Origin of the sequence: Microcoleus sp. S13C4 (assembly GCF_036700865.1) — a bacterium.
In the GTDB taxonomy this organism is placed as follows: Bacteria; Cyanobacteriota; Cyanobacteriia; order Cyanobacteriales; family Microcoleaceae; genus Microcoleus.
On record NZ_JAUBPS010000038.1, the window covers coordinates 30,504 to 50,626 of the forward strand.

A 20,123-nucleotide genomic window follows, 5' to 3' on the forward strand; every position below is an offset into this window, starting at 1 on the left:
ATTTGGCAACTCTTTAACTGTCAACCGCGAAGAGTTATTTGTTAACTCATTCCAGTGTATAATAACTCATAATTTTGCCTATTTGTAATGAGGTGATCAGTCGTCTATAAAACAGTGAAGAAAAACGGTTATCCTGAGTGTAAACATAATTTGAGAAGTATTTAAATGAAAACCCCGAAGTGTGCTGAGTCAAGAAGCAATATCAAAACTCAAAAATATGAGTTATTATAGGCGATCGAGAAACCCTTATATTTTTTTCTGGGGCTGTACAGTGCCTAATCGCATTCCTTTAATATCTCTGCTACTCGCACTCGGTTTGGGGGCAATGCCCAAGCCTGCTGCCTGTCAGGCACTCCTGCCTTACACCCTGCAAATCAACTCTGCCCAACTCGAACAAACGGCCTTGAGCCTTGCAGAAGAAGCCGTCCAGCTAGCCAGACTGCAGCAGTACCAACTCGCCGTACCTAGAGCAGAACTCGCCACACAGTTAGCCCCCAAGAATGCTCAAACTTGGACTTTGTTAGGTAGCTTGTACCTGCAAGTCGAGCAGTTTGACAAAGGCATTGAAGCTTTGGGGCAAGCTCAATCTCTGTCGCCAGAAAATCCCTCAATTAAATTTGTCTTGGGAGAAGCTCACTTCCGGAAAGCGAACTACGAGAAAGCAATCGAATATTTGCAAGCAGGGTTAAAGTTGAAACCAGACACTCCAGGTGCATTATTTGATTTAGGCAATGCTTTTTATAAGCTGAAGCGGTTTGATCAGGCGATCGCCCAATACGAAAAAGCCTTTGCTTTAGAAAAAAACCTGTGGCCGGCTATTAACAATATCGGATTAGCCAAATACGAAATGGGAGATGTTGATAGCGCCATCAAACGCTGGCAAGAAGCGATCGTGATCGACAACAAAGCAGCAGAATCAATGCTAGCTCTAGCAGTAGCATTTTACACCAAAGGTGACAAACAAAAAGGCTTCGCGATGGGAGAAGCAGCTCTGAAACTTGACAAACGCTATGCTACCGTAGAATATCTCAAAGAAAATCTCTGGGGCGATCGTTTAATTGCAGATACCCAAAAGTTGCTAGCCACTCCCGAAATGAAAGCAGCACTGGCTAAAATTCAAGACGCGCCATCCCCTCCCCAAATGTCGCCTTAATTGTAGTTAAGTTTGTAGTGAGGACTTCAGTCCTCAAAGCCTTTTTTAACTGATAACCAACTATCTTATTCAGGACTAAGCTGTCGCGCATTTAAATTGCATATTCGAGGCGGGCGGGACGCCCAACCCTACTCCCCACAAGACTTTGATTGTTTTTTGACATACAATTTAAATGCCGCAACAGCTTAAGACCAAAAAATAGTTGAATACGTTATGGGTAGGGGTAAGGTGCGCGCACAGCGCACCCTACAGATAGAGTTGGTGCGTAAGTTCTATTATTGCCAGAAAGCAGTTGCTGTCTTCAATTCTCCAATCTAAAATCTAAAATCTAAAATCGCATGACCCCCCTAAGCTGGACAGAATTAGAAGCCCTCACAGACTTTGAAGTTGATCGCGTCAACGGGCCAACGAACGCTCAATCCCGGTTGCGACTGTTCGGACAAACCGAATCCGATGTGCGAGTCACCCTGTACCGTGACAACCATGCTTGGTGTCCCTACTGTCAAAAAATCTGGCTGTGGCTAGAAGAAAAACAAATCCCCTACCGTATTGACAAAGTTACAATGTTCTGCTATGGGGAAAAAGAAAGCTGGTACAAGCGCAAAGTGCCATCGGGAATGCTACCGGCGATCGAACTAGACGGCCGCATCATCACCGAAAGCGATGACATCTTAATCGCCCTCGAACGAGTCTATGGCCCCTTGGGTTTGGGCATGGAAAACCCTGCTGTGCTTCCCCTGCGGCGGCTAGAGCGACTGCTGTTTAGGGCCTGGTGCTCTTGGCTGTGCTACCCAGCAAGTTCAGCCAAAGTAGAACAACACAACCGCAACCAATTTATCAGCGTCGTCACCCAAGTAGAAGCAGCCCTGGCTAGCACTCCGGGGCCTTATTTCCTCGATGAATTTGGCACTGCGGATGTGATCTTTACGCCCTACGTCGAACGCATGAATGCCAGTCTTTACTACTACAAAGGCTACTCGATGCGGGAAGAAAACCCGCGCTTTGCTGACTGGTTTGCGGCGATGGAAAGCCGCCCCACCTATCGCGGCACTCAAAGCGATTTTCACACCCACGTCCACGATTTACCGCCTCAGATGGGCGGGTGTTATGAAAACGGCGAACCTCAGATGCTACTCAATAAAGCCCGCGTGGATAATGGGCCTTGGGCTGGACTCCCGGATGTGATGTATCCAGAACCGGAAACCTCCCGCGCTGAAGCCCTTCATCGCGTCATTAAGCACCAGCGCAACATCGTTCGAGTCAATCCTGCTGATGACAATTTATTCGATGAGGCTTTGCGTTGTGCTTTAACTTTGATGATGACTGGCGAAGTTTGTACGCCGCCGAGTGGTTCTGATGCGGCTTTGCGGTATTTGCGCGATCGGGTGAATGTGCCCCGCGATATGTCCATCTACGCGGCCAAGCGATTGAGGGAAGCGTTGGAGGAAACGGCGGCTTTGGTGGGTGATGGCCAAGGTTCTCCGATTCTGCTGAAGCATCGGCGAGATCAAGATCCGGCTAATTTTGTGTAGGATTCTAGGGCGATCGCGTGTTAAATTAACTTTTGGTAGCATGGTTAGTGATTACTTTTGCCAGCGCGATCGCATCCAAGCACAAGATCATAGCGTCAATTTTGTTTGAGAATACGATGATTGAAGATGTATTTTTGCGGTAACAGTTGGGAGGCTATTCAAATGCTTCTCTTAACACTGTTTGCATTAGGTCTTCCGCTAGTTGTTTTCGGTGTTGGATTTGTGCTTCTAGTTGGTCTATTATTTTCATTAAATAATCAACTTTTTCTACTATTGCTTTTTGTTCTGCAAGGGGAGGAAGGGGACAAAGAAATGCTCGAATAGTTTTCATACCTAAATCTGGTACTGTATTATGAGTAACACCTTTGCTTGCTTGACTCAGAATGGTATTAGAAGAAAGTAGTTTCATAAAAAACTCATTCTCCTCTTTTAAGACAGGCGTTATAACAGAAAGAGAATGTGATAAACAATAGTTTTGAGGCAGAGGTAACTTGAATGTTTTTCCAATCGTTCCAATCCTAGAAAATGCAAAAGAATGTTCCTGTATTGAAAATATATTTTTTTGAATAATTAAGGTTTCTTCTAATACGTACTTTCCTTTCAAAAAATCAATATTTCCATCTTTGCTAACATTCATAGGAGAAATGAAAGGGACACCTTCTTGTGAATATTTTGGCATTCTATGAGAAGGGTTAGGATCTTGTGCATCACAAATATCTCCCAAACGACACCACACCCAACCATCAGGTAAAGAAAACGGAATTTCATCGGGTGAAATTGGGGGGAGAGGTTTTTCTTTTTTGAGTTTTCCATCAGCTATTAATTGTTGTTTTTCCGCTTTTATTTGGGTGAGGAGTGCGGCTGCCTCGGTGTCTGGATTACCTTTTTTAATTGGGTTTTGTTTACGCCATTCTGCTGTTAGTTGACCAGAAATAGCCTCTTGTAAAATCGCCTGTTTTAGTTGAGAAATTATATCTGATTGCTTTTCATTTTCATTTTTTAATTTTTGCAAACAAGATAAATAATCAAAAGTTAATTTTACTGGTTTACATAAATATGAAGGAATTAAAGAATAATTAGCTTCTTTTGTTTGCTCAAGATTCGATAAAAAAAGAGCAATATTTTTTTGTAATTCTTCTTCCACAATCGGAAATTCAGTATTTCCAATAACTGATTGACTTATATTTGGTTGTGCGCCACCACGACTAATATCAATATAATAAAAACGATTTGCTCTAAAAAACCAAAATAAAAAATCTCTATTTATATTTTTATCTTTTGGTATAACTGCACATACAGCTTGATTTGTAGAAGCATCAATATCTAAAATTCCTGTTTTACCAGCAGTTGCTCCATACATTGCAACTAATAAAGTACCTTTTGGGAACATTTTGGCAGAAGAATTTTTTAATCCTGATTCTGTGATAAATTCCTCTGATTTTGTAATAATATCATCATTCATTTCTCCAGACTTTAGCCAGGGAATTTCACCATTATAATAACTTTGATTAGTTCTGCTAGGGGTTCCACCGCTTGAAGTATTCACAACTTCAGATAATGGTAAAAAATTATGTGTTTTCTTGAGACTCTGAAAAATTATCTCAGCTATAATAACAGAAATATCACTCTTTTTTACATGGTCACTATAAGAAATTTTACCCATTTTTTAAACCTTGTTTTAATACTTCCAACAGTTGCTCGCTTTCTTTAAAAGAATCATGCAACATCGCCAACAACTCAACCGAACTATAACCCCTTTCAACTTCCAAAACATGGGGATTTTTTACATCTATATTAAAACCATTTTTCTCTAAATTATCAAAACTTACCCGCCATGCTTGCTCATTTTCCTCCCGTTTATTCCACCATTGTTTTAAAGACTGAAACTCATTTTTATTAATCGGTTTCGTCTTAGAATACGCCTTCACACCTTCGGGTAATCGATGTTCCCAATACCAGATTTCCTGAGTAGGTTTACCCTTGGTAAAAAATAACAAATTGGTCGCCACAGACGCATAAGGTTGAAACACCGAATTAGGTAAACGGACAATAGTATGGATATTACAAGACTCTAATAAATGCTGACGAATCCGCGCCTTTACCCCATCCCCCGTTAACGCTCCATCGGGTAAAACAATAGCAGCCCGTCCGCCATTATGTAAATACCGCACCATCAACAATAAAAATAAATCTGCGCTTTCTGTAGTACGATAACTCATGGGAAAATTATCCTGTACCCCATCAGTCACCGAAGCCCCAAAAGGTGGATTTGCTAATATGACATCAACCCGATCTTTATCACCAATAGAAGTATATTCGCGATTTAAACTATCAGTATATTCAAGATTTGGAATTTCAATATCATGCAGGAATAAATTTGTCACCGCTAACATAAAGGGTAAAGGCTTAAATTCCATCCCCTTAATCGTTTTTTCTAAGGTTACTAAATCCCGTACATCATCCAAACCTTGCTGACGTAAATGATTAATCGCACAGGTCAAAAAACCACCCGTACCACAAGCAGGATCGAGTACAAATTCTCCTAACTGGGGATTAACCATTTCTGTCATAAATTCAGTTAAAGCGCGAGGCGTGTAAAACTCTCCATAAGCCCCCGCAGTCTGAAGTTCACGTAAAATAGTTTCGTAAATATCACCGAATAAATGCCGATCTTCCGAACTTTCAAAATCAATTTCATTGAGACTATTCAACACCTGACGAATAATAGTCCCATTTTTCATGTAATTATTCGTACCTTCAAAAATCTCTCGGACAATCATCGCCCGTTTATTCCCGGTGCTAATATCAAGGGATCTCAAAGTCGGAAACAATTTTTGATCGATAAAATTCCGTAATTCATCCCCCGTCATTCCTTCCTTATCCGCCGCCCAATTACACCAGCGCAACCTTTCAGGAATCGGGGAAACAAAATCATCCCTAAGCAATTCTAACTCTGAATCACTAGCATCAAGAATTTTGAGAAATAGTAACCAGCCCAACTGTTCGATCCGTTGTCCATCGCCAGACACCCCCGGATCTCTCCGCATAAAATTACGCAGACTTTTAATATTACCGCCCAGATTTTTCATGCTGCTACTTGATACAATTCAGACATCAATTCCCGCAAAGCTGAAACATATTGAGGTTTACCCCCAAATCGTTTAACGATCTCCCCTGGAGATCCAAATTGCTTAAGCGGTTCTAATTTTAGCACAGAAAGCTCCTCTATATTCTCGATCCCATCGGTAGCATATTTTTCTAAAAGGGCATCTAACACGGCCTGCGCCTGTGGGCCATACTGAGTAAAATAATCTCGTTTTCTGACATTTTCTGCCCGTTCCCTGCGAGTTAAAGGGGGACGATCCCAAGCAATATGACAAATCAAATCGAATAAATCCAAATCTTTTTTAAGATCCCTCTGTAAATCCTCAACAATAATATCATGTTCTCGCAGTTCTGCAATCAAAGCACTTTTTTTATCCGCCTCATTCCAACAAGCTAAAAATTCATCTAAACTGCTAAATTCTCGCAGCAAGTTCTGTTTAGTATAATCTTTTAAACTCGTTGTCACCAAATCCCCATTATCATTGAGATATTGAATCCGCTCATTTAAGATTGTTACATCTACGCCAGCAATATAAACTTTTCCCTGTTTTTCTGTAGTAATTTCACCACCAGAAATAATTATTGGTTTTAGATTTTCAGGAAGATCATTATTTTGATCAAAACTAACTATTTCGCCCGTCTCCTGATCAATAATTTCACCTTTCAGATCACCGATAATATTCTCTGGTGTAAATTCCTCATCATCCCGTATTTCCTTAATCATCACCGGATCACCATCAAATGCTCGATCCGAAAACAGATCCGTCACATTTCTAAAATCCATAATCGTGAAAAATCGTTTATCAAATTGTTCATTAATTCTTGTTCCACGTCCAATAATTTGTTTAAATTCAGTCATAGAACGAATATTAGAATCCAGTACAATCAATTTACAGGTTTGAGCATCAACCCCCGTCGTCATTAACTTAGAAGTTGTCGCAATCACCGGATAACGTTCTTCTGGATTAATAAAGTTATCTAATTCCAGTTTACCCTCCTTATCTTCTCCAGTAATTCGCATCACATATTTATAATTTTCCCTGACCAAATCTCCTGCTTCATTGGTGATCGCTTGTCGCATTCTCTCCGCGTGTTCTACATCAACACAAAAAATAATTGTCTTTGAGTAAACATCTGTTTGTCGCAAAAAATCCATCACTCTTTTTGCCACAGCTTGTGTCCGTTCATCAATAACTAAATTCCGGTCAAAATCCTTGAGATTATAAATTCGATCCTCGACTAAATCCCCTGATTTATCTAGCTGACCCGCTTCGGGGCGATATCCTTCTAAATCGACATTTAAACCAACTCTAATCACCTTATAGGGTGCGAGAAAACCATCATCAATTCCTTGTTTGAGAGAATAAGTATAAATCGGATCTGCAAAATATTCAATATTAGAAACTTCCTTAGTTTCCTTTGGAGTTGCCGTTAATCCGATTTGAGTTGCCGAACTAAAATACTCTAAAATCTCTCGCCATTTACTATCCTCGGCTGCGCTCCCTCGATGACATTCATCAACGATGACTAAATCAAAAAAATCTCGGCTAAATTCTCGATAAGCATCAGCATCTTCATCATCATAATTAACCAAACCCTGATACAAGGATAAATAGATTTCAAACGCGGTGTCAATTACTTTCTTTTTAATCACTGTCATTTTATTTTTAAAATGCTTAAAATCACCGCGTTTGGTTTGACTAATTAAAGAGGTGCGATCAGCTAAAAATAAAATTCGTTTTTTGATGCCATTTTTCCAGAGCCGATAAATAATCTGGAAAGCGGTGTAAGTCTTACCCGAACCCGTTGCCATCACCAATAGTAAACGATTCTGACCTTTGGCGATCGCTTCTACAGTCCGATTAATCGCGATCTGCTGATAATAGCGCGGCTGGCGACCTTGAGAATCAAAAAAGTAATCAAAGCTGGCTATTTCTTCCGCTTCAGACGTTTCAATCTGCTTAAATTTCTTGTATTTTTGCCAAATCTCATCAGGACTCGGAAAATTATCAAGGCTTAATTCTCGCTCAATTAAACTAGAAAAGCCCGATTTATCATGCTCTAAAAAACCATCCCCATTAGAACTGAAAGCGACAGGTAAATCTAAAATATCTGCATAGTTTAAAGCCTGCTGCATACCAGCACCAAGAGGATAAATATTTTTTTTGGCTTCAATAACAGCAATCGGTATATTCGGTTTATAATAAAGAATGTAATCAGCCTTTTTAGCCTTACCTCTTTGGGTTAGATTCCCTTTAACATAAATTCGACCATCAGTAAAATAAACCTGTTCTCGGACTTGCTTGCTAATATCCCACCCCGCTAGAACTAAAGCCGGTAAAATATACTGTGTACAAATATCCTGTTCTGAAAGCTCTCGTTTATTAGTCATCTTTTATGTCACCGATCTTAACTATAGGAGGAAGAATTTCTACTGCTTGAAAAGGATTTAATACCCATAAATCCAAATCACCCGTAACAATTACATTGGCATTACCACTAACAGCCAACTCTAAAAACTTATTAGCATTGTCACCTCCCTAGCAACCGCCACCAAGACAGTAAGGACGTTCTAGATCGCTCAAACAATTGCCTGGAATTGCATTTTTACATCGACTTTTTCCTGCTTCCTTCTGGTATAAATCCACTCAGAATGTTAATCACGCTAATTTGTCTAGTTTTTTATAATCGCTAAAAAGTTAAGCTTTAAAAGCTTAACTTTTTACTGGCTGATATTCAAGTAGCCTCAACGAACAAACCGCTTCGAGCAAACTCCTCTTCTTCAGGAGTAAAGACTGGAGCTTCATCCACAAGGTCAGGATCAAAGTAGTATATCTCTTGTAGGAATTGCCCCGTGACGATCGCCTCGTCCAACTCCTGGATGTAATCTTGAGCAACTAAGCATACCTCCTTGATGCCTTCCTCATCCCTCTTATCCAACAACTTATGCAATATTGCTCTCACCCCAGTCAGTCGTGCTGCGGGCTTGAGGATACCGTAGAGGCGGTACATCCGATCGGTGGCAATGCTGATTTGTTTGAGGGCTTTGGCTTGTGCTAGCTCAGACTCCATGCTGGGCCAATAACGGGTGGTGTAGAATGCTTCCTCATCCTTTTGATACCACTCCTCGGATCGCGCAATTGATGAGGAGACAGTGTTGTGCAACTTCCAGAAGAATAAGCGCAGGGACGGGCCATCTACTACAGTGGACAGCTTTGCCTCCATTGATACCTCAAAGCTATTCAGACGCGGGTCGCGCCCCAGCACGAGGTACTCCACAGGGTAAATTTCCACCTCCTTATTCTGCACGACGTAGGCGTTGAGGTGGTGGCGGCAGTAGGGGCAGGGATACATACTGGCAAACAGGTTGAAGAAGTGCTTGAAGATAGCCACCAGAGTTTTTTGCTGTTCTGGGGTCTTGGTAGAGACTATCTCAGCCGTAGTGTGCAAGAAACGCCACACCGCAGGGCCAATATAGTAAGGGAAGCTGACCCGCATTTGTGAATTCTTTACTTCAGTGCGATCGATATAAACATCGATAAACGCCACATATTGCGAGAGTTCGCCAGACTCGCGCCCAGACTCTAAGCGTTCGCGCCGTTTCTGTATCCCATTGAGGTAGTGGTGCGTCAAGCGCCATGCCTGTTGAAGCATCAGCTTCTGTTTTGGAGCGCATTGGGGAAAGTTTTCTGCAACATCCGCCCCATAGCGCCCAAATTCCCCTGACGTTTTAGTCGCTTCGTACCACTCGTTTAAAGCTGCTTCGTCAGGTACCGTGTTGAAGGGAATGTCTGCTGCGGTAATGACGCTGAAGGCAGCCAGCAACTTCGGCATAAAGTCTTCATACCAATATGCTACTGGCATCATCGCACCATCTATTTCCTCTAATGCCTCCGAGAGGATGACGCGGTTCCACTTCTTCAGGTACTCCTTGGGATCTCCCTCGGATTTGGCTGGTGGCGCTGCCATGCTCTCACTCAGCTCCAGGTTTCGCAGTCGGTTGAGTTCGTTGATGGCAAGCACACCCTCGGCAATGTCACGCAAGTTGAGACTATCCTTTTTGATGGTCATTGCCAACTCGACTGCCGCGCCAAACTTCTCCTTGGCGGTGGCAGACTTATCCCGCGCCTGCAACATCGCTTGTTCTTGGGCCAACATTTCTGGAGTTTTTTCTATGGTTTTCCAGTTCTTGATGCGATGCTCTAGTCGGGCATATTCATCTTCGAGCGATTTAACTACAGCATCCAGTAGAGGGTTGCACGCCGACTCTACTACACCCAATCCTTTATAAAGGGCGATCGTACTCCTGACAAATCGCACAAAATCAGCAATTCTGTATGGCAAGTCTCTCACGCACAGGTGAGTCTCGTGGTTGGCGCAGAAACTCTCGCGGAAGCTGCGGTAGGCTGCTCCCTGGATCAGACGAAACAAACCAATCTGCATCTCCAAGCGGGACGTACCGCGCTTCTTCTGGGCTTGTGGGTGTTGGGCGAGTAGTTCTTTTAGCCGCGCTATTTCTCGATTGCAATCGGTGGGTGGTTCTTGTAGATCTTGTAGATTAGGTTCAATAGTGGCAGAAGCTGCCTCGTTGACAGCAGTGGCTATACTTTCGAGCGCAGCCACTGTACTATCTGAAATCTCGGTTGTCTGTGCACTGACAACCGGAACCGGCAAGTCTTGATCTCCTCTTGCGATCTCTGGCTCATCGGGTATTAGTGTGCAGAATTCCTCAAAGTCAATTAAGGCATTGCCGTCATGGTCTGCCTCTTCGATGATCTCATCGAGCTCTGGTTCTGTCAGCCCAAACGGGCTCATCACATCCTGCATCTCGTTTTTAGTGATTTGACCGCTACCGTTTTCATCAAATACACTAAATGACATTTTGAGACGACTCTGGCGATCGCCTTGCTGGGACACCATCAGGATTTTGAATTCCTCAAAATCGATACTGCCCGACAAGTCTACGTCCACTTCTTCGATCATGTCGCGCAGCTCGGTTTCATTAGGACTCTGGCCTAGCGATCGCATCACTTGACCGAGTTCTTCTGATGAAATAGCACCGCTCCCGTCCGCGTCCAATACTTTGAACACTTCCCATAACTTTGCCTCCTCTTCTTCAGTCATGCCTGTTTTTTCAAATTCCACAGAGGTCATACTAAATTCTCCCAGATATTTTTATTTTATGTCTATTAATTATGGCTAATATAAGTAGGTAATCACAAAAAAACAATAATATTTTGTAAGCTTTTGTAGGGGGCTGGTTTAGCCTAGAATATATACTAAGAGAGATGTGATGAGTGCAAAATTCTGCATATCATGTAATGTTTATTTGAACCGACTTACTTTAATTCATGATGAATTACGAAACGGTTACAAATGATACTATAACTCAGCATAGTTGCCAGGGTTATCGCAATGATTGGGCGTTTTTGTTGGTAAACTAAATAGTTAGAAAGCCATCAGGATTTAAGTGGAGCAAGAGTTGTGACTCTTGACATTTGACAGCTTAAAGTGAGTTGATAAACAGAAAATTGCCCTAATATCTCGAAGAGAGATAGGGTCGCCACTTGACTCAACTTTGTAATTCCGATGAAGCGCGGATTTGAGCTGAAGCGGTTATAGTACGATCGCATAGACTCAAGGGCGAGAGCCTTTTGCATCAGGATTGAAGTTAAAAGTAGACGCAATACTCGGTCATAGTTGAGTGAATTTAAATCATCTATGATAGCAATCCTATTTCATTTGTGAACAATTTTTCTGCCCAGCACGCGATCGAGTTGAAGAGGGGTTTTTAACAAATTTCCCCCCTTCCTTTTCTAGTTAAAAATCCCTCAGTTGAGCAGTTTGAACCGCAAGTTCTTTAATCTGGGCACCGCGGCGCACCTTCAGTTGCAGAGTTTGACCGATTTTGCTGTTTTCCACCAAATTTTGCAACTGTTCGGGTTCAGTCACTGCCTCACCGTCAATTTGAACGATCACATCCCCCTTGCGAACGCCTGCTGTCTCAGCAGGCGTATTTGGCACAACTCGCATCACTAACACCCCTTTCACTTCCGGCACAATTAAAGGAGCATTGGGGTCAGAATTATTCTCTCTGGCCATTTCAGGAGTCAAAGCAATCATCTGAATCCCCAAAAACGGATGGCTGACTTGTTCTCCCTTGGCTAACTGCGCGTAGATTGCCTTGGCTTTGTCGATCGGAATCGCAAAGCCAATACCCATTGCATCCGCTCGAATCGCCGTGTTGATGCCAATCACTTCTCCTCTGCTGTTTAACAGCGGGCCGCCGGAATTGCCGGGATTGATGGCGGCGTCGGTTTGAATGAAATCGAGCCGCTTGTCGGGAATGCCGACGGCTGCACTGGAGCGTTTGAGGGTGCTGATAATGCCCAAGGTGACGGTGTTGTCAAATCCCAGGGGGTTGCCCACGGCGATCGCCCAATCTCCCACTTTCACCGCGTCGGAATCTCCCAAGGTTGCCGTCGGCAGGTTTAATTGCTTGGTATTAATTTTGACAACAGCCAAATCTGTTACTTCGTCAGTACCTTGGACTTCTCCTGGAAATGTCCTGCCGTCGTTTAAGGTGACAGTCACTCGATCGGCTTTGTCAACTACGTGAGCATTGGTTAAAACAATCCCGCTTTTGTCAATAATGAAGCCGGAACCTTGACCGCGCAACCGTTCTTGTCTGGGGGTCATGCTACGCAAATCTTCTCCCAAAAATCTGCGGAAGAAGGGGTCTTCCATTAACGGATCGATGTTGCGGCTGACAGTGCGCTCAGTATCAATACGGACAACTGCTGGCCCGACTCGATCGACTGCCGCCGTCACAAAACTGCCAGTATCCCCCGGGAGTTCCGGACTCCGCAGCGCTAACTGTTGCGGATTCGCGGCGGTGGCTGGGAAACTCTGGAACTGTAAGTTGGGCGGATTGGTGCCATCAGCTGCAGCAGCGGGTGCAGGATTGATTGCTAAAGCACTCAGGGCGATCGTCATTCCTAAAATTAGGGCGAACCAACGAGCACCCGTTCGAGGTGCGGGGCGAAAAAACTTAAATAGTCGCATAGCGTCAATCTTTGTTAGTCTGGGTTAGTCTGGTAAACGTGTGCGATCGTGCGGACTCAATAATCTGGCACTATGAAGATCCTAAATATATTTTGACAGTTACAATACATGAGTCACGAGCCCGCACAAACTCAACATATTCTGAATTCTAACTTTTAAATTTTCTCTCGTAACCCCAATGATTCTATCTGATACTTCTACTGACAAATCCTTGCCCTCAAATTCCCACCACCATCACGACGATAAATCAGCCCACCCTCACCATCACGATGAAGAATCGATGCGGCGGCTGGTCAATCGCTTGTCTCGGATTGAGGGACACGTCCGCGGCATTAAAACAATGGTCCAAGAAAATCGTCCCTGTCCCGAAGTTCTGGTGCAAGTTGCGGCGGTTCGAGGCGCGCTCGATCGCGTAGCGAGAATCATTCTTGACGAACACTTAACGGAGTGCATTGCCCGAGCCGCTAAAGAAGGTAATATCGATACGGAAATAGAAGAGTTGAAAGCGGCTTTGGATCGGTTTTTGCCTTAGCCCCTGCCAATTTTTACCTCCATATAACAAAACCTGCAAATTAGACAAAACTTGCAAGCTATGATTTATGACCAATTTTTTAAGCAGCTTTCAAAAACGCCGGAAAAGCATCAAATCTTCTCCCCCTCACCCCAATCGTTACAACACATAATTTATATGCTTCGCAGTTTATAATAGCGAGTTTTGTTGAAAAAGAATTCGTTAGGTTTGTCGTGACGACGCAAGTCCTAAAAATCTTCAAAGGCTGACTGCAAACAATTAGATGACAAGTGATTAATCCGACGTAGTATGAACTGTCTAGACTTTCGTCAACTTGGCTTTTAGGTGGTATCTGACTGTGGCGTAAACCGCTTTATAGGAAGCTTCAATGCTGTATTCCTGCTGCAACCACTCTTGAATTTCTCCATAGCTTTTAAAGCCTTCCTGGGGGTCACTGAGGCGCATTGCCAAACTAGCGCGGGCCAGAGGAGGAATGGCCGGCTTACGGCCGCCGCTGTGCTTTGTTTCGAGGAGTCCTTCGAGTCCGTCAGAGCGGTACTTTCTGAGCCACCGCTGCACTGTAATTCGATTTACCCCGATCGTCATTGCCAATTCTTTAACTGTCTTAACGTGACAAATTTTGAACAGGTAAAGTGCTTGAATTTTTTGAAAGCCGCTTGCTGTTTTTTGTTCAGTTAACAGGTTTTTTAGTTCTTCAATTGTCTCTGTGATGCTAAGTTTACATACTCCAGCCATATCAATTACCTCACGATTCACGTTCTACAATAGCTTTGTTTGACAAGGGAGCAAAATCTGCTCGTATCCTAAATACTCGCCTTTTGTTTGCCATGAAGCAATACCAAAAGGCTCTCATTAAACTTTTTCATGCCTGGACGCACTCTGATGCTTAGAAACCGGATTCTTTTAACCTGGAGCAAAGGTTGCAACGATTTTTTTTTGTAAAAAACCCGGCTTCTAGACCTGTTTTGTATTTGCTAGACAAGCCTCATTGCTAATACTGATAGCCGTTAACCGAGCGACTGTAACATTAGCGGCAATAGGTTACTCTTAAGGAATACCATTTATTCTCTTATTGTTAAACATCTATCATGGTTTTCCTGGTATTTATTGGTATTTTTGGCGAACCTATAGGCGGTTTTTAGTCATTAGGAGCTAGCCAACAGGCTAATGTCTGTACACCAGCGATCGCATTTTTATACAGACATTCCCCTAGTCCCACGAGTGCATTTTTGGCTTTCGCTATGCGAGAAATCCTTAGATATCAGCACTCTCATGGGTCAGAGCGGGTAGCGCCGAGTGATGTTGCAACCGACTTTCACAGCAAGCGGGCAAGTATCTGTGAAACTACGTACTCGATCGCCAGTTGAGTAAAACACGGCGAGGGTGGGATTGTCAATTTCTCAGCATTACAGTAACACTATCGGCTATCTTGCCCCGCCTGCTGTGATCGAAAAGGTTGTTTCTATGTGATAATACTAGCACTTCTTAGTGATCTAAATCACATATGTACTCAGTAAGCTCAACTAGCCACAAAAAGTTATGGGTTCGATTGATCGGAGTTTCCACGTAGCATCTTTGGGATTTAGTTAGGAAGTGCGATCCAACTTGTTGTTAAAATTTTAAAATATTAATTTTTCACCAAAGTGAAAATAGAATGCAGCTTTGTCCTTCACCCTCACCAAACCATCTAATTTCTACTCAAACCTTGCCGATTGAGGGAAGTTTGAGGCTGGGTGTGAATATTTCAGAATCTAAAATTGCAGAACATCCGGTGCAACCAGCGTGCTGACAGTATTCTTCATTTAAAAGGTGTAGAGAAGCCACAATGAACGTTGACGAACTGCTCAAGCTATACGCAATAGGAGAAAGAAATTTTAGCGGGGTCTACCTGCACGAGGTCTACCTCTACGAAGCAGAATTGATTGGAGCCAATCTGTATGAAGCCGACCTGATTGGAGCCAATCTCAGCAAAGCGAAACTCAACAGAGTCAACTTTGGCAAAGCCAATTTGTGCAAGATTAATTTGAGCAAAGCAGATTTAGGTGGAGCCGACCTTACAGCAGCACTTTTAGTTGAAGCTAACCTGCATCGAGCTGAGTTGATGGGAGCGAACCTCAGCAAAGCAGACTTGAGCGGAGCTTCTCTGATCCAAGCAACTTTAATTGGAGCCAACTTATCTCGGGCAACACTCAGCCGTGCAGACTTGCACGGAGTAAATCTTTACGGAGTAAACTTGCGTAGGGCGGTGCTCACAGAATGCGATTTAATTGGCGCAAACTTGAGCAAAGTAGACCTTAGCGGAGCAGACTTAATGGGGGCGAGTCTAATTAGGGCAGACTTGACTGACGCGATTTTAAGTGCGTCAGACTTAAGCGGAGCAAACCTGTTGGGAGCAAACCTTACAAAAGTTAACCTGAGCGGAGTATATCTTAAGGGTACAACGATGCCCGACGGCACGATTCACGACTAATTTATTTGTTAATTTTTATGGTTGCCGAGAACAGCGGCTAAAGGGTAATGAGGTTTTCATTACCCTAATTTATTGGCAGCTAAGTGTTTATTTGACACTCAGGTAAGGCGGATAACTTCAATTTAGGGTGCTGATGGCGCGCAGAACTCCTACATACGACAAGTCAAAAGATTTGTTGGGTGAACTTGTGTTATGGTGATTTTCAATTGCTTGGATAAAAGCTATTTTAGATTTAATATTTTGGATTTTGGACGGTTAAAATGAAACTCAGAATCCTCGCTGCTGTAACGCTGCTGAGCGCGATCGCCCCGATCGCTCCTGCACCCGCCGAGAACATCCAACACACGCAACAATTACTAGCCACCCGAGAGTGTCCCAACTGCGACCTCAGCAGTGCGGGCTTGGTTTTAGCCAACTTAACCGGAGCCAATCTCAAAGGTGCTGACTTGAGGTTGGCTAACCTCAGTCGAGCCAACCTCACCGGGGCTGACCTCAGCGGTGCCAACCTCAGCGGCACTAGCCTGTTTGGCGTCAACCTGACAGGGGCCAACCTCACGGGTGCCAACCTCAGCGGTGCTGACTTGAGAAGTGCCTATCTCAGCGACGCCAATTTGCTCAACGCCAATTTAACTAACGCGCAACTGCTCGGAGTTAGAGGAATGCCAACCAATATCGGCACCGCTGAAGACTTCTACCGGTTGGGAGTGCTGGAAGCTCAAGCAGGAAACTACAGAAACGCCATTGATTATTACAATCAAGCCCTGAATCTGAAATCCGATTTAGCAGCCGTTTATTTTGCCCGCAGTATGTCTCGCGCTGACTTGGGAGACTTCAGCGGTGCGGCTCAAGACGCGGCCAGAGCAAACCAACTATTTGTCGCTCAAGGAAACCCCCAAGGTCAGGAGTTGTCAAAGCAGTTAGCCGAAGCCATTGTTGCACGTCAAAAGCCTACGGAGCCCCGCACTTCCAGCCGCGGCGACTTTATGAGTCTTCTGGGATCGATAGGTTCTGTGCTGGTGAAGCTAATCTTGCCTTGACGGTTGCCTAATTCAGGGGAATCTCGATCCAGAACTCTGTACCATGACCGGGTACAGAAACACACTTAAGTACGCCTTGGTGTTTCTCAACTACAATTTGGTAACTGATAGACAGTCCTAAACCCGTGCCCCGACCGACGGGTTTAGTAGTAAAAAACGGATTAAATATGTGAGAAATTAACTCTTTGGGGATGCCGTGACCATTGTCTGCAATGCTAATTCCTACCGTTTTTTCATCGATTAATTGGGTGCGAATCCGAATGCAAGGGGATGGGAAATCAGGAATCAAACACTCGGTGGTGGCATTTATATCTCCTGACTCGATAGCCAGTTTTTGGGAGCTTAAATGTGTCGCCTCTGCACTTGCCGCCTTAAAGGGAAGATTCATAACTCCGTCTTTTTTTCCCATTTCTAGAGCGTCAAGGGCATTACCGATCAGATTCATAAATACCTGATTGAGCGAGCTGGCATAGCATTCTACTAAGGGCAAATTGCCATATTCTTTAATGATTTCTACGGTGTTGTGATCAGAATTGGCTTTGATCCGGTGCTGCAAAATCAACAGGGTACTGTCGATGCCCTCGTGAATGTTAACGGCTTTTTTCTCGGCTTGATCGCTTCTGGAAAAATTACGCAAAGATACAACTAACTGGCGGATGCGCTCAACTCCGACTGTCATGGAACCCAAAATTTTTGGCAAATCTTCGGCAAGAAATTCGATGTCGATTGCTTCGGAACACTCGTTAATTTGTGGGTTGGGATTGGGGTAGTGCTGGCGGTAGAGTTCCACCAAGCAGAGCAAATCTTTGGTGTATTCGCTGGCGTGGGACAGATTGCCGTAGATAAAGTTAACGGGGTTATTGATTTCGTGGGCGACTCCGGCCAGCAGTTGTCCGAGACTGGACATTTTTTCGGTTTGAATCAGTTGGGCTTGGGTATTGTGCAGTTCTGTGACGGTTTTAGCTAGCTGTTCGGCTTTTAATCGATCGGCAGTTGCTGCATTGAGACTTTCTTGATAAAGTTCTGCTTGGTGAATGGCGATCGCAGCTTGAGCCGCTAAATGTTGCACCAATTCCTGTTCTGCTGTTTGCCAAACTCTTGGCCCCGAACACTCATGGGCAATCAGCAACCCCCACAATTGGGAATCTTTGCCTCTCATGGGCACAATTAAACTTCCTCTCACCTGCAACTCTTCCAAAAAATCGCGGTGACAGGGTGTTAATTCCTCAGTATAAATATCATTAATTGCTCGCACCCGTCCGGCTCGATAAAAGCAGTCTGAGCCTTCGGGAAAGCATCCTTCTGGAGCTGTGATACCTAAAATGGACGGCCACTGGCCGCAAACAGCTTCGACAACTACCTCGCCCTGTTTGTCGGCTGCAAATTGGTAGATTACCGTGCGATCGGTATCCAACAAAACTCTCACTTCTCGCACAATAGTTTGCAGTATGATTTTTAAATCTAAGGTGCTGCAAATCTGGTCTCTAACTCGCGTCAATACTTTGGCAAAGTCCAAGGATTGTTGCAACTGGGCCGTGCGTTCTTGAACTTGGCGCTCCAAGTTGGCATTCAGGGTTTGCACTTCTTTATGAAGAACGTACTGCCCAATTGCCGAACAAAATTGGCTGCCTATAGCTAAAGCTTGCTCGATCTCCTCCCACTTCCACTCTGGCGACTGACCTTTTTTTATTTCTCGCCAGATTTCAAAAGATTGTCTGGGAAGGGTTTGTGCAGCGCTGCTGTCAAAGCGCCCAGCCCACATTTTTTCGGTATCAATTTCATTGCGGAAAATGGTCAAACAGCCGACTACTTGGTGTTGGTAGTGGAGGGGAATTACGAGCAAACCCCTAATTTTAGTAGCTTGGAAACCAGGAACTAAAACTCTAAATAGAGGTTCTTTGTATAAGTCTGTAATTATCCAAACTGGGAATTGAGAATTATTAAGAATTGGTAATGTGGGAATTTCTTTGGTATTTTTGAATCCTTTGGTTAGCCATTCCTGCCAGAGGGGATGAGCTTCGATCGCCTTAATTTTTTCCCAGTTCGGAAGTGTCGGTTGTTCTCCTGTGGTGAACAGTTCAAAGGTAGCATCACTGTGAGCCGGGGCGATTGACAATCCTCCTTCAATCTTGGGAGCAGATAACTTCTCACCGTTGATTTTCGGCGGGTTGAGATAGAGTCTGCCGCCGCTGCCACCCAAAGCGGTGACGGTGGCTTCTAAGCCCTCTTGCAGTTGAATGTTGACGTGACCGTACAACAGGGCTGCTATGCGACTCACGGTGGCTTCCCGGGCGGCTTGAGAGCGGGTTTGCTGCAGGAGGAGTGCGTGGGCTATGGCGCTAGACAATTGATCTGATACGAGCTGAACTACTTCTAAATCTGCTGGTGAAATATTGAGGGGGGTACAGTGGTGAGACACTAAAAGTCCCCACAGTTCGATGTGAATTTTTTGATTATTTCCTGGTTCGTATCGAGTCAGACACGTTGCCGCCTCGCAGATATCTGTTTTGCTGTTTTCCGACGCGATCCTGCGGTGCAAAATCGGCACGACTAAGGAAGATTGCACTCCCATTGCCATCAGGTAAGCGGTGTGGCAAGGATCGAGCGCTCGGTAGTGCATCTCTTCCTTTACTAAAGGTTGACCAGTGTCTGCCGCATCGAGGGGACTTAGGACGATCGTGCCGGAGTTAACATCTATTATTGTCCGCTGGCGCAAAGTGACATACATCTCCCGGGCGCTCGCGGGAATGTCGTCTGCGGGAAAGTGCAGTCCTTTCAAGGAAGGGAGACAGTTGTTATTAATTGACTCAGCCACAACTTCTCCACTTCCGTCGGCACTAAACCTGTAAATCATAATGCGATCTGTTTTCAAAAAAGACCGCACTTCTCCTACCGTACTGGTTAAAATATCATCTAATTCTAGAGATTGACGGATGCGTTCAGTTATCCGCCGTACCAAAACTTCTCTCTCTAGTTTATAATGTAATGCTTGGGTATTTTCAGTAACTTGCATACATCTCCTTTGGTAATTATATAATGATAATAAGAAGTTTTGATTGGCTGTTGGAGCAATCAAACTCAAATGTATCAGCCTGACTTTTTGACTCAACCGATCTGTACAATTTAGCGGGGGCGCACTCTTGAGAGACGACGGTGTATCGCCTCGGGGACACAGGGGTCAGGAAAATCTGCGATCGCGCCGATTGAATCCTTGCCTTCAACAGACAGA

At 44.1% G+C, this 20,123-nt stretch carries 12 protein-coding genes; 5 read left to right on the top strand and 7 right to left on the bottom strand.

Annotation, left to right across the window (positions count from 1 at the left end):
- The first annotated feature begins 271 nt into the window (after window positions 1-271).
- A complete protein-coding gene (locus QT996_RS16995; RefSeq protein ID WP_445243865.1) occupies window positions 272-1,153 on the top strand; it encodes a tetratricopeptide repeat protein in 882 nt (293 codons plus the stop codon).
- A gap of 338 nt (window positions 1,154-1,491) precedes the next feature.
- Window positions 1,492-2,685, top strand: coding sequence for a glutathione S-transferase family protein (locus tag QT996_RS17000; protein WP_333047879.1), 1,194 nt, complete (start codon window positions 1,492-1,494; stop codon window positions 2,683-2,685).
- Between the two features lie 154 nt (window positions 2,686-2,839).
- Here QT996_RS17000 and QT996_RS17005 read toward each other — a convergent pair whose 3' ends face one another.
- The 5 genes from QT996_RS17005 to QT996_RS17025 all read right to left on the bottom strand — a co-directional run bounded on the left by QT996_RS17005 (window position 2,840) and on the right by QT996_RS17025 (window position 12,855).
- Window positions 2,840-4,348: a restriction endonuclease subunit S gene (locus QT996_RS17005; protein WP_333047880.1), complete on the bottom strand. Its 1,509-nt coding sequence runs from the start codon at window positions 4,346-4,348 to the stop codon at window positions 2,840-2,842.
- A complete protein-coding gene (locus tag QT996_RS17010) occupies window positions 4,341-5,774 on the bottom strand; it encodes a class I SAM-dependent DNA methyltransferase (protein WP_333047881.1) in 1,434 nt (477 codons plus the stop codon). The genes QT996_RS17005 and QT996_RS17010 overlap by 8 nt, the downstream gene beginning before the upstream one ends.
- Window positions 5,771-8,182: an EcoAI/FtnUII family type I restriction enzme subunit R gene (gene hsdR, locus QT996_RS17015; RefSeq protein WP_333047882.1), complete on the bottom strand. Its 2,412-nt coding sequence runs from the start codon at window positions 8,180-8,182 to the stop codon at window positions 5,771-5,773. The genes QT996_RS17010 and hsdR overlap by 4 nt, the downstream gene beginning before the upstream one ends.
- A 344-nt stretch (window positions 8,183-8,526) precedes the next feature.
- On the bottom strand, window positions 8,527-10,944 hold the full coding sequence (locus QT996_RS17020) for an EF-hand domain-containing protein (protein ID WP_333047883.1): 2,418 nt from the start codon (window positions 10,942-10,944) through the stop codon (window positions 8,527-8,529).
- Window positions 10,945-11,610: 666 nt separating this feature from the next.
- A complete protein-coding gene (locus tag QT996_RS17025; protein ID WP_333047884.1) occupies window positions 11,611-12,855 on the bottom strand; it encodes an HhoA/HhoB/HtrA family serine endopeptidase in 1,245 nt (414 codons plus the stop codon).
- 178 nt (window positions 12,856-13,033) lie between these two features.
- Here QT996_RS17025 and QT996_RS17030 point away from each other — a divergent pair, with 178 nt between their 5' ends.
- A complete protein-coding gene (locus QT996_RS17030; protein WP_242723064.1) occupies window positions 13,034-13,387 on the top strand; it encodes a metal-sensing transcriptional repressor in 354 nt (117 codons plus the stop codon).
- Between the two features lie 297 nt (window positions 13,388-13,684).
- Here QT996_RS17030 and QT996_RS17035 read toward each other — a convergent pair whose 3' ends face one another.
- Entirely contained in the window at window positions 13,685-14,122 is a 438-nt protein-coding gene (locus QT996_RS17035) for a helix-turn-helix domain-containing protein (RefSeq protein WP_006632106.1), read from the bottom strand.
- 1,090 nt (window positions 14,123-15,212) lie between these two features.
- Here QT996_RS17035 and QT996_RS17040 point away from each other — a divergent pair.
- Complete coding sequence (locus QT996_RS17040; protein ID WP_333047885.1) at window positions 15,213-15,857, top strand: pentapeptide repeat-containing protein; 645 nt, start codon at window positions 15,213-15,215, stop codon at window positions 15,855-15,857.
- 260 nt (window positions 15,858-16,117) lie between these two features.
- Complete coding sequence (locus QT996_RS17045) at window positions 16,118-16,894, top strand: pentapeptide repeat-containing protein (protein WP_333047886.1); 777 nt, start codon at window positions 16,118-16,120, stop codon at window positions 16,892-16,894.
- 7 nt (window positions 16,895-16,901) lie between these two features.
- On the opposite strand, the gene QT996_RS17050 is transcribed toward QT996_RS17045, so the two are convergent.
- Window positions 16,902-19,907: a GAF domain-containing protein gene (locus tag QT996_RS17050; RefSeq protein WP_333047887.1), complete on the bottom strand. Its 3,006-nt coding sequence runs from the start codon at window positions 19,905-19,907 to the stop codon at window positions 16,902-16,904.
- Between the last annotated feature and the right edge of the window lie 216 nt (window positions 19,908-20,123).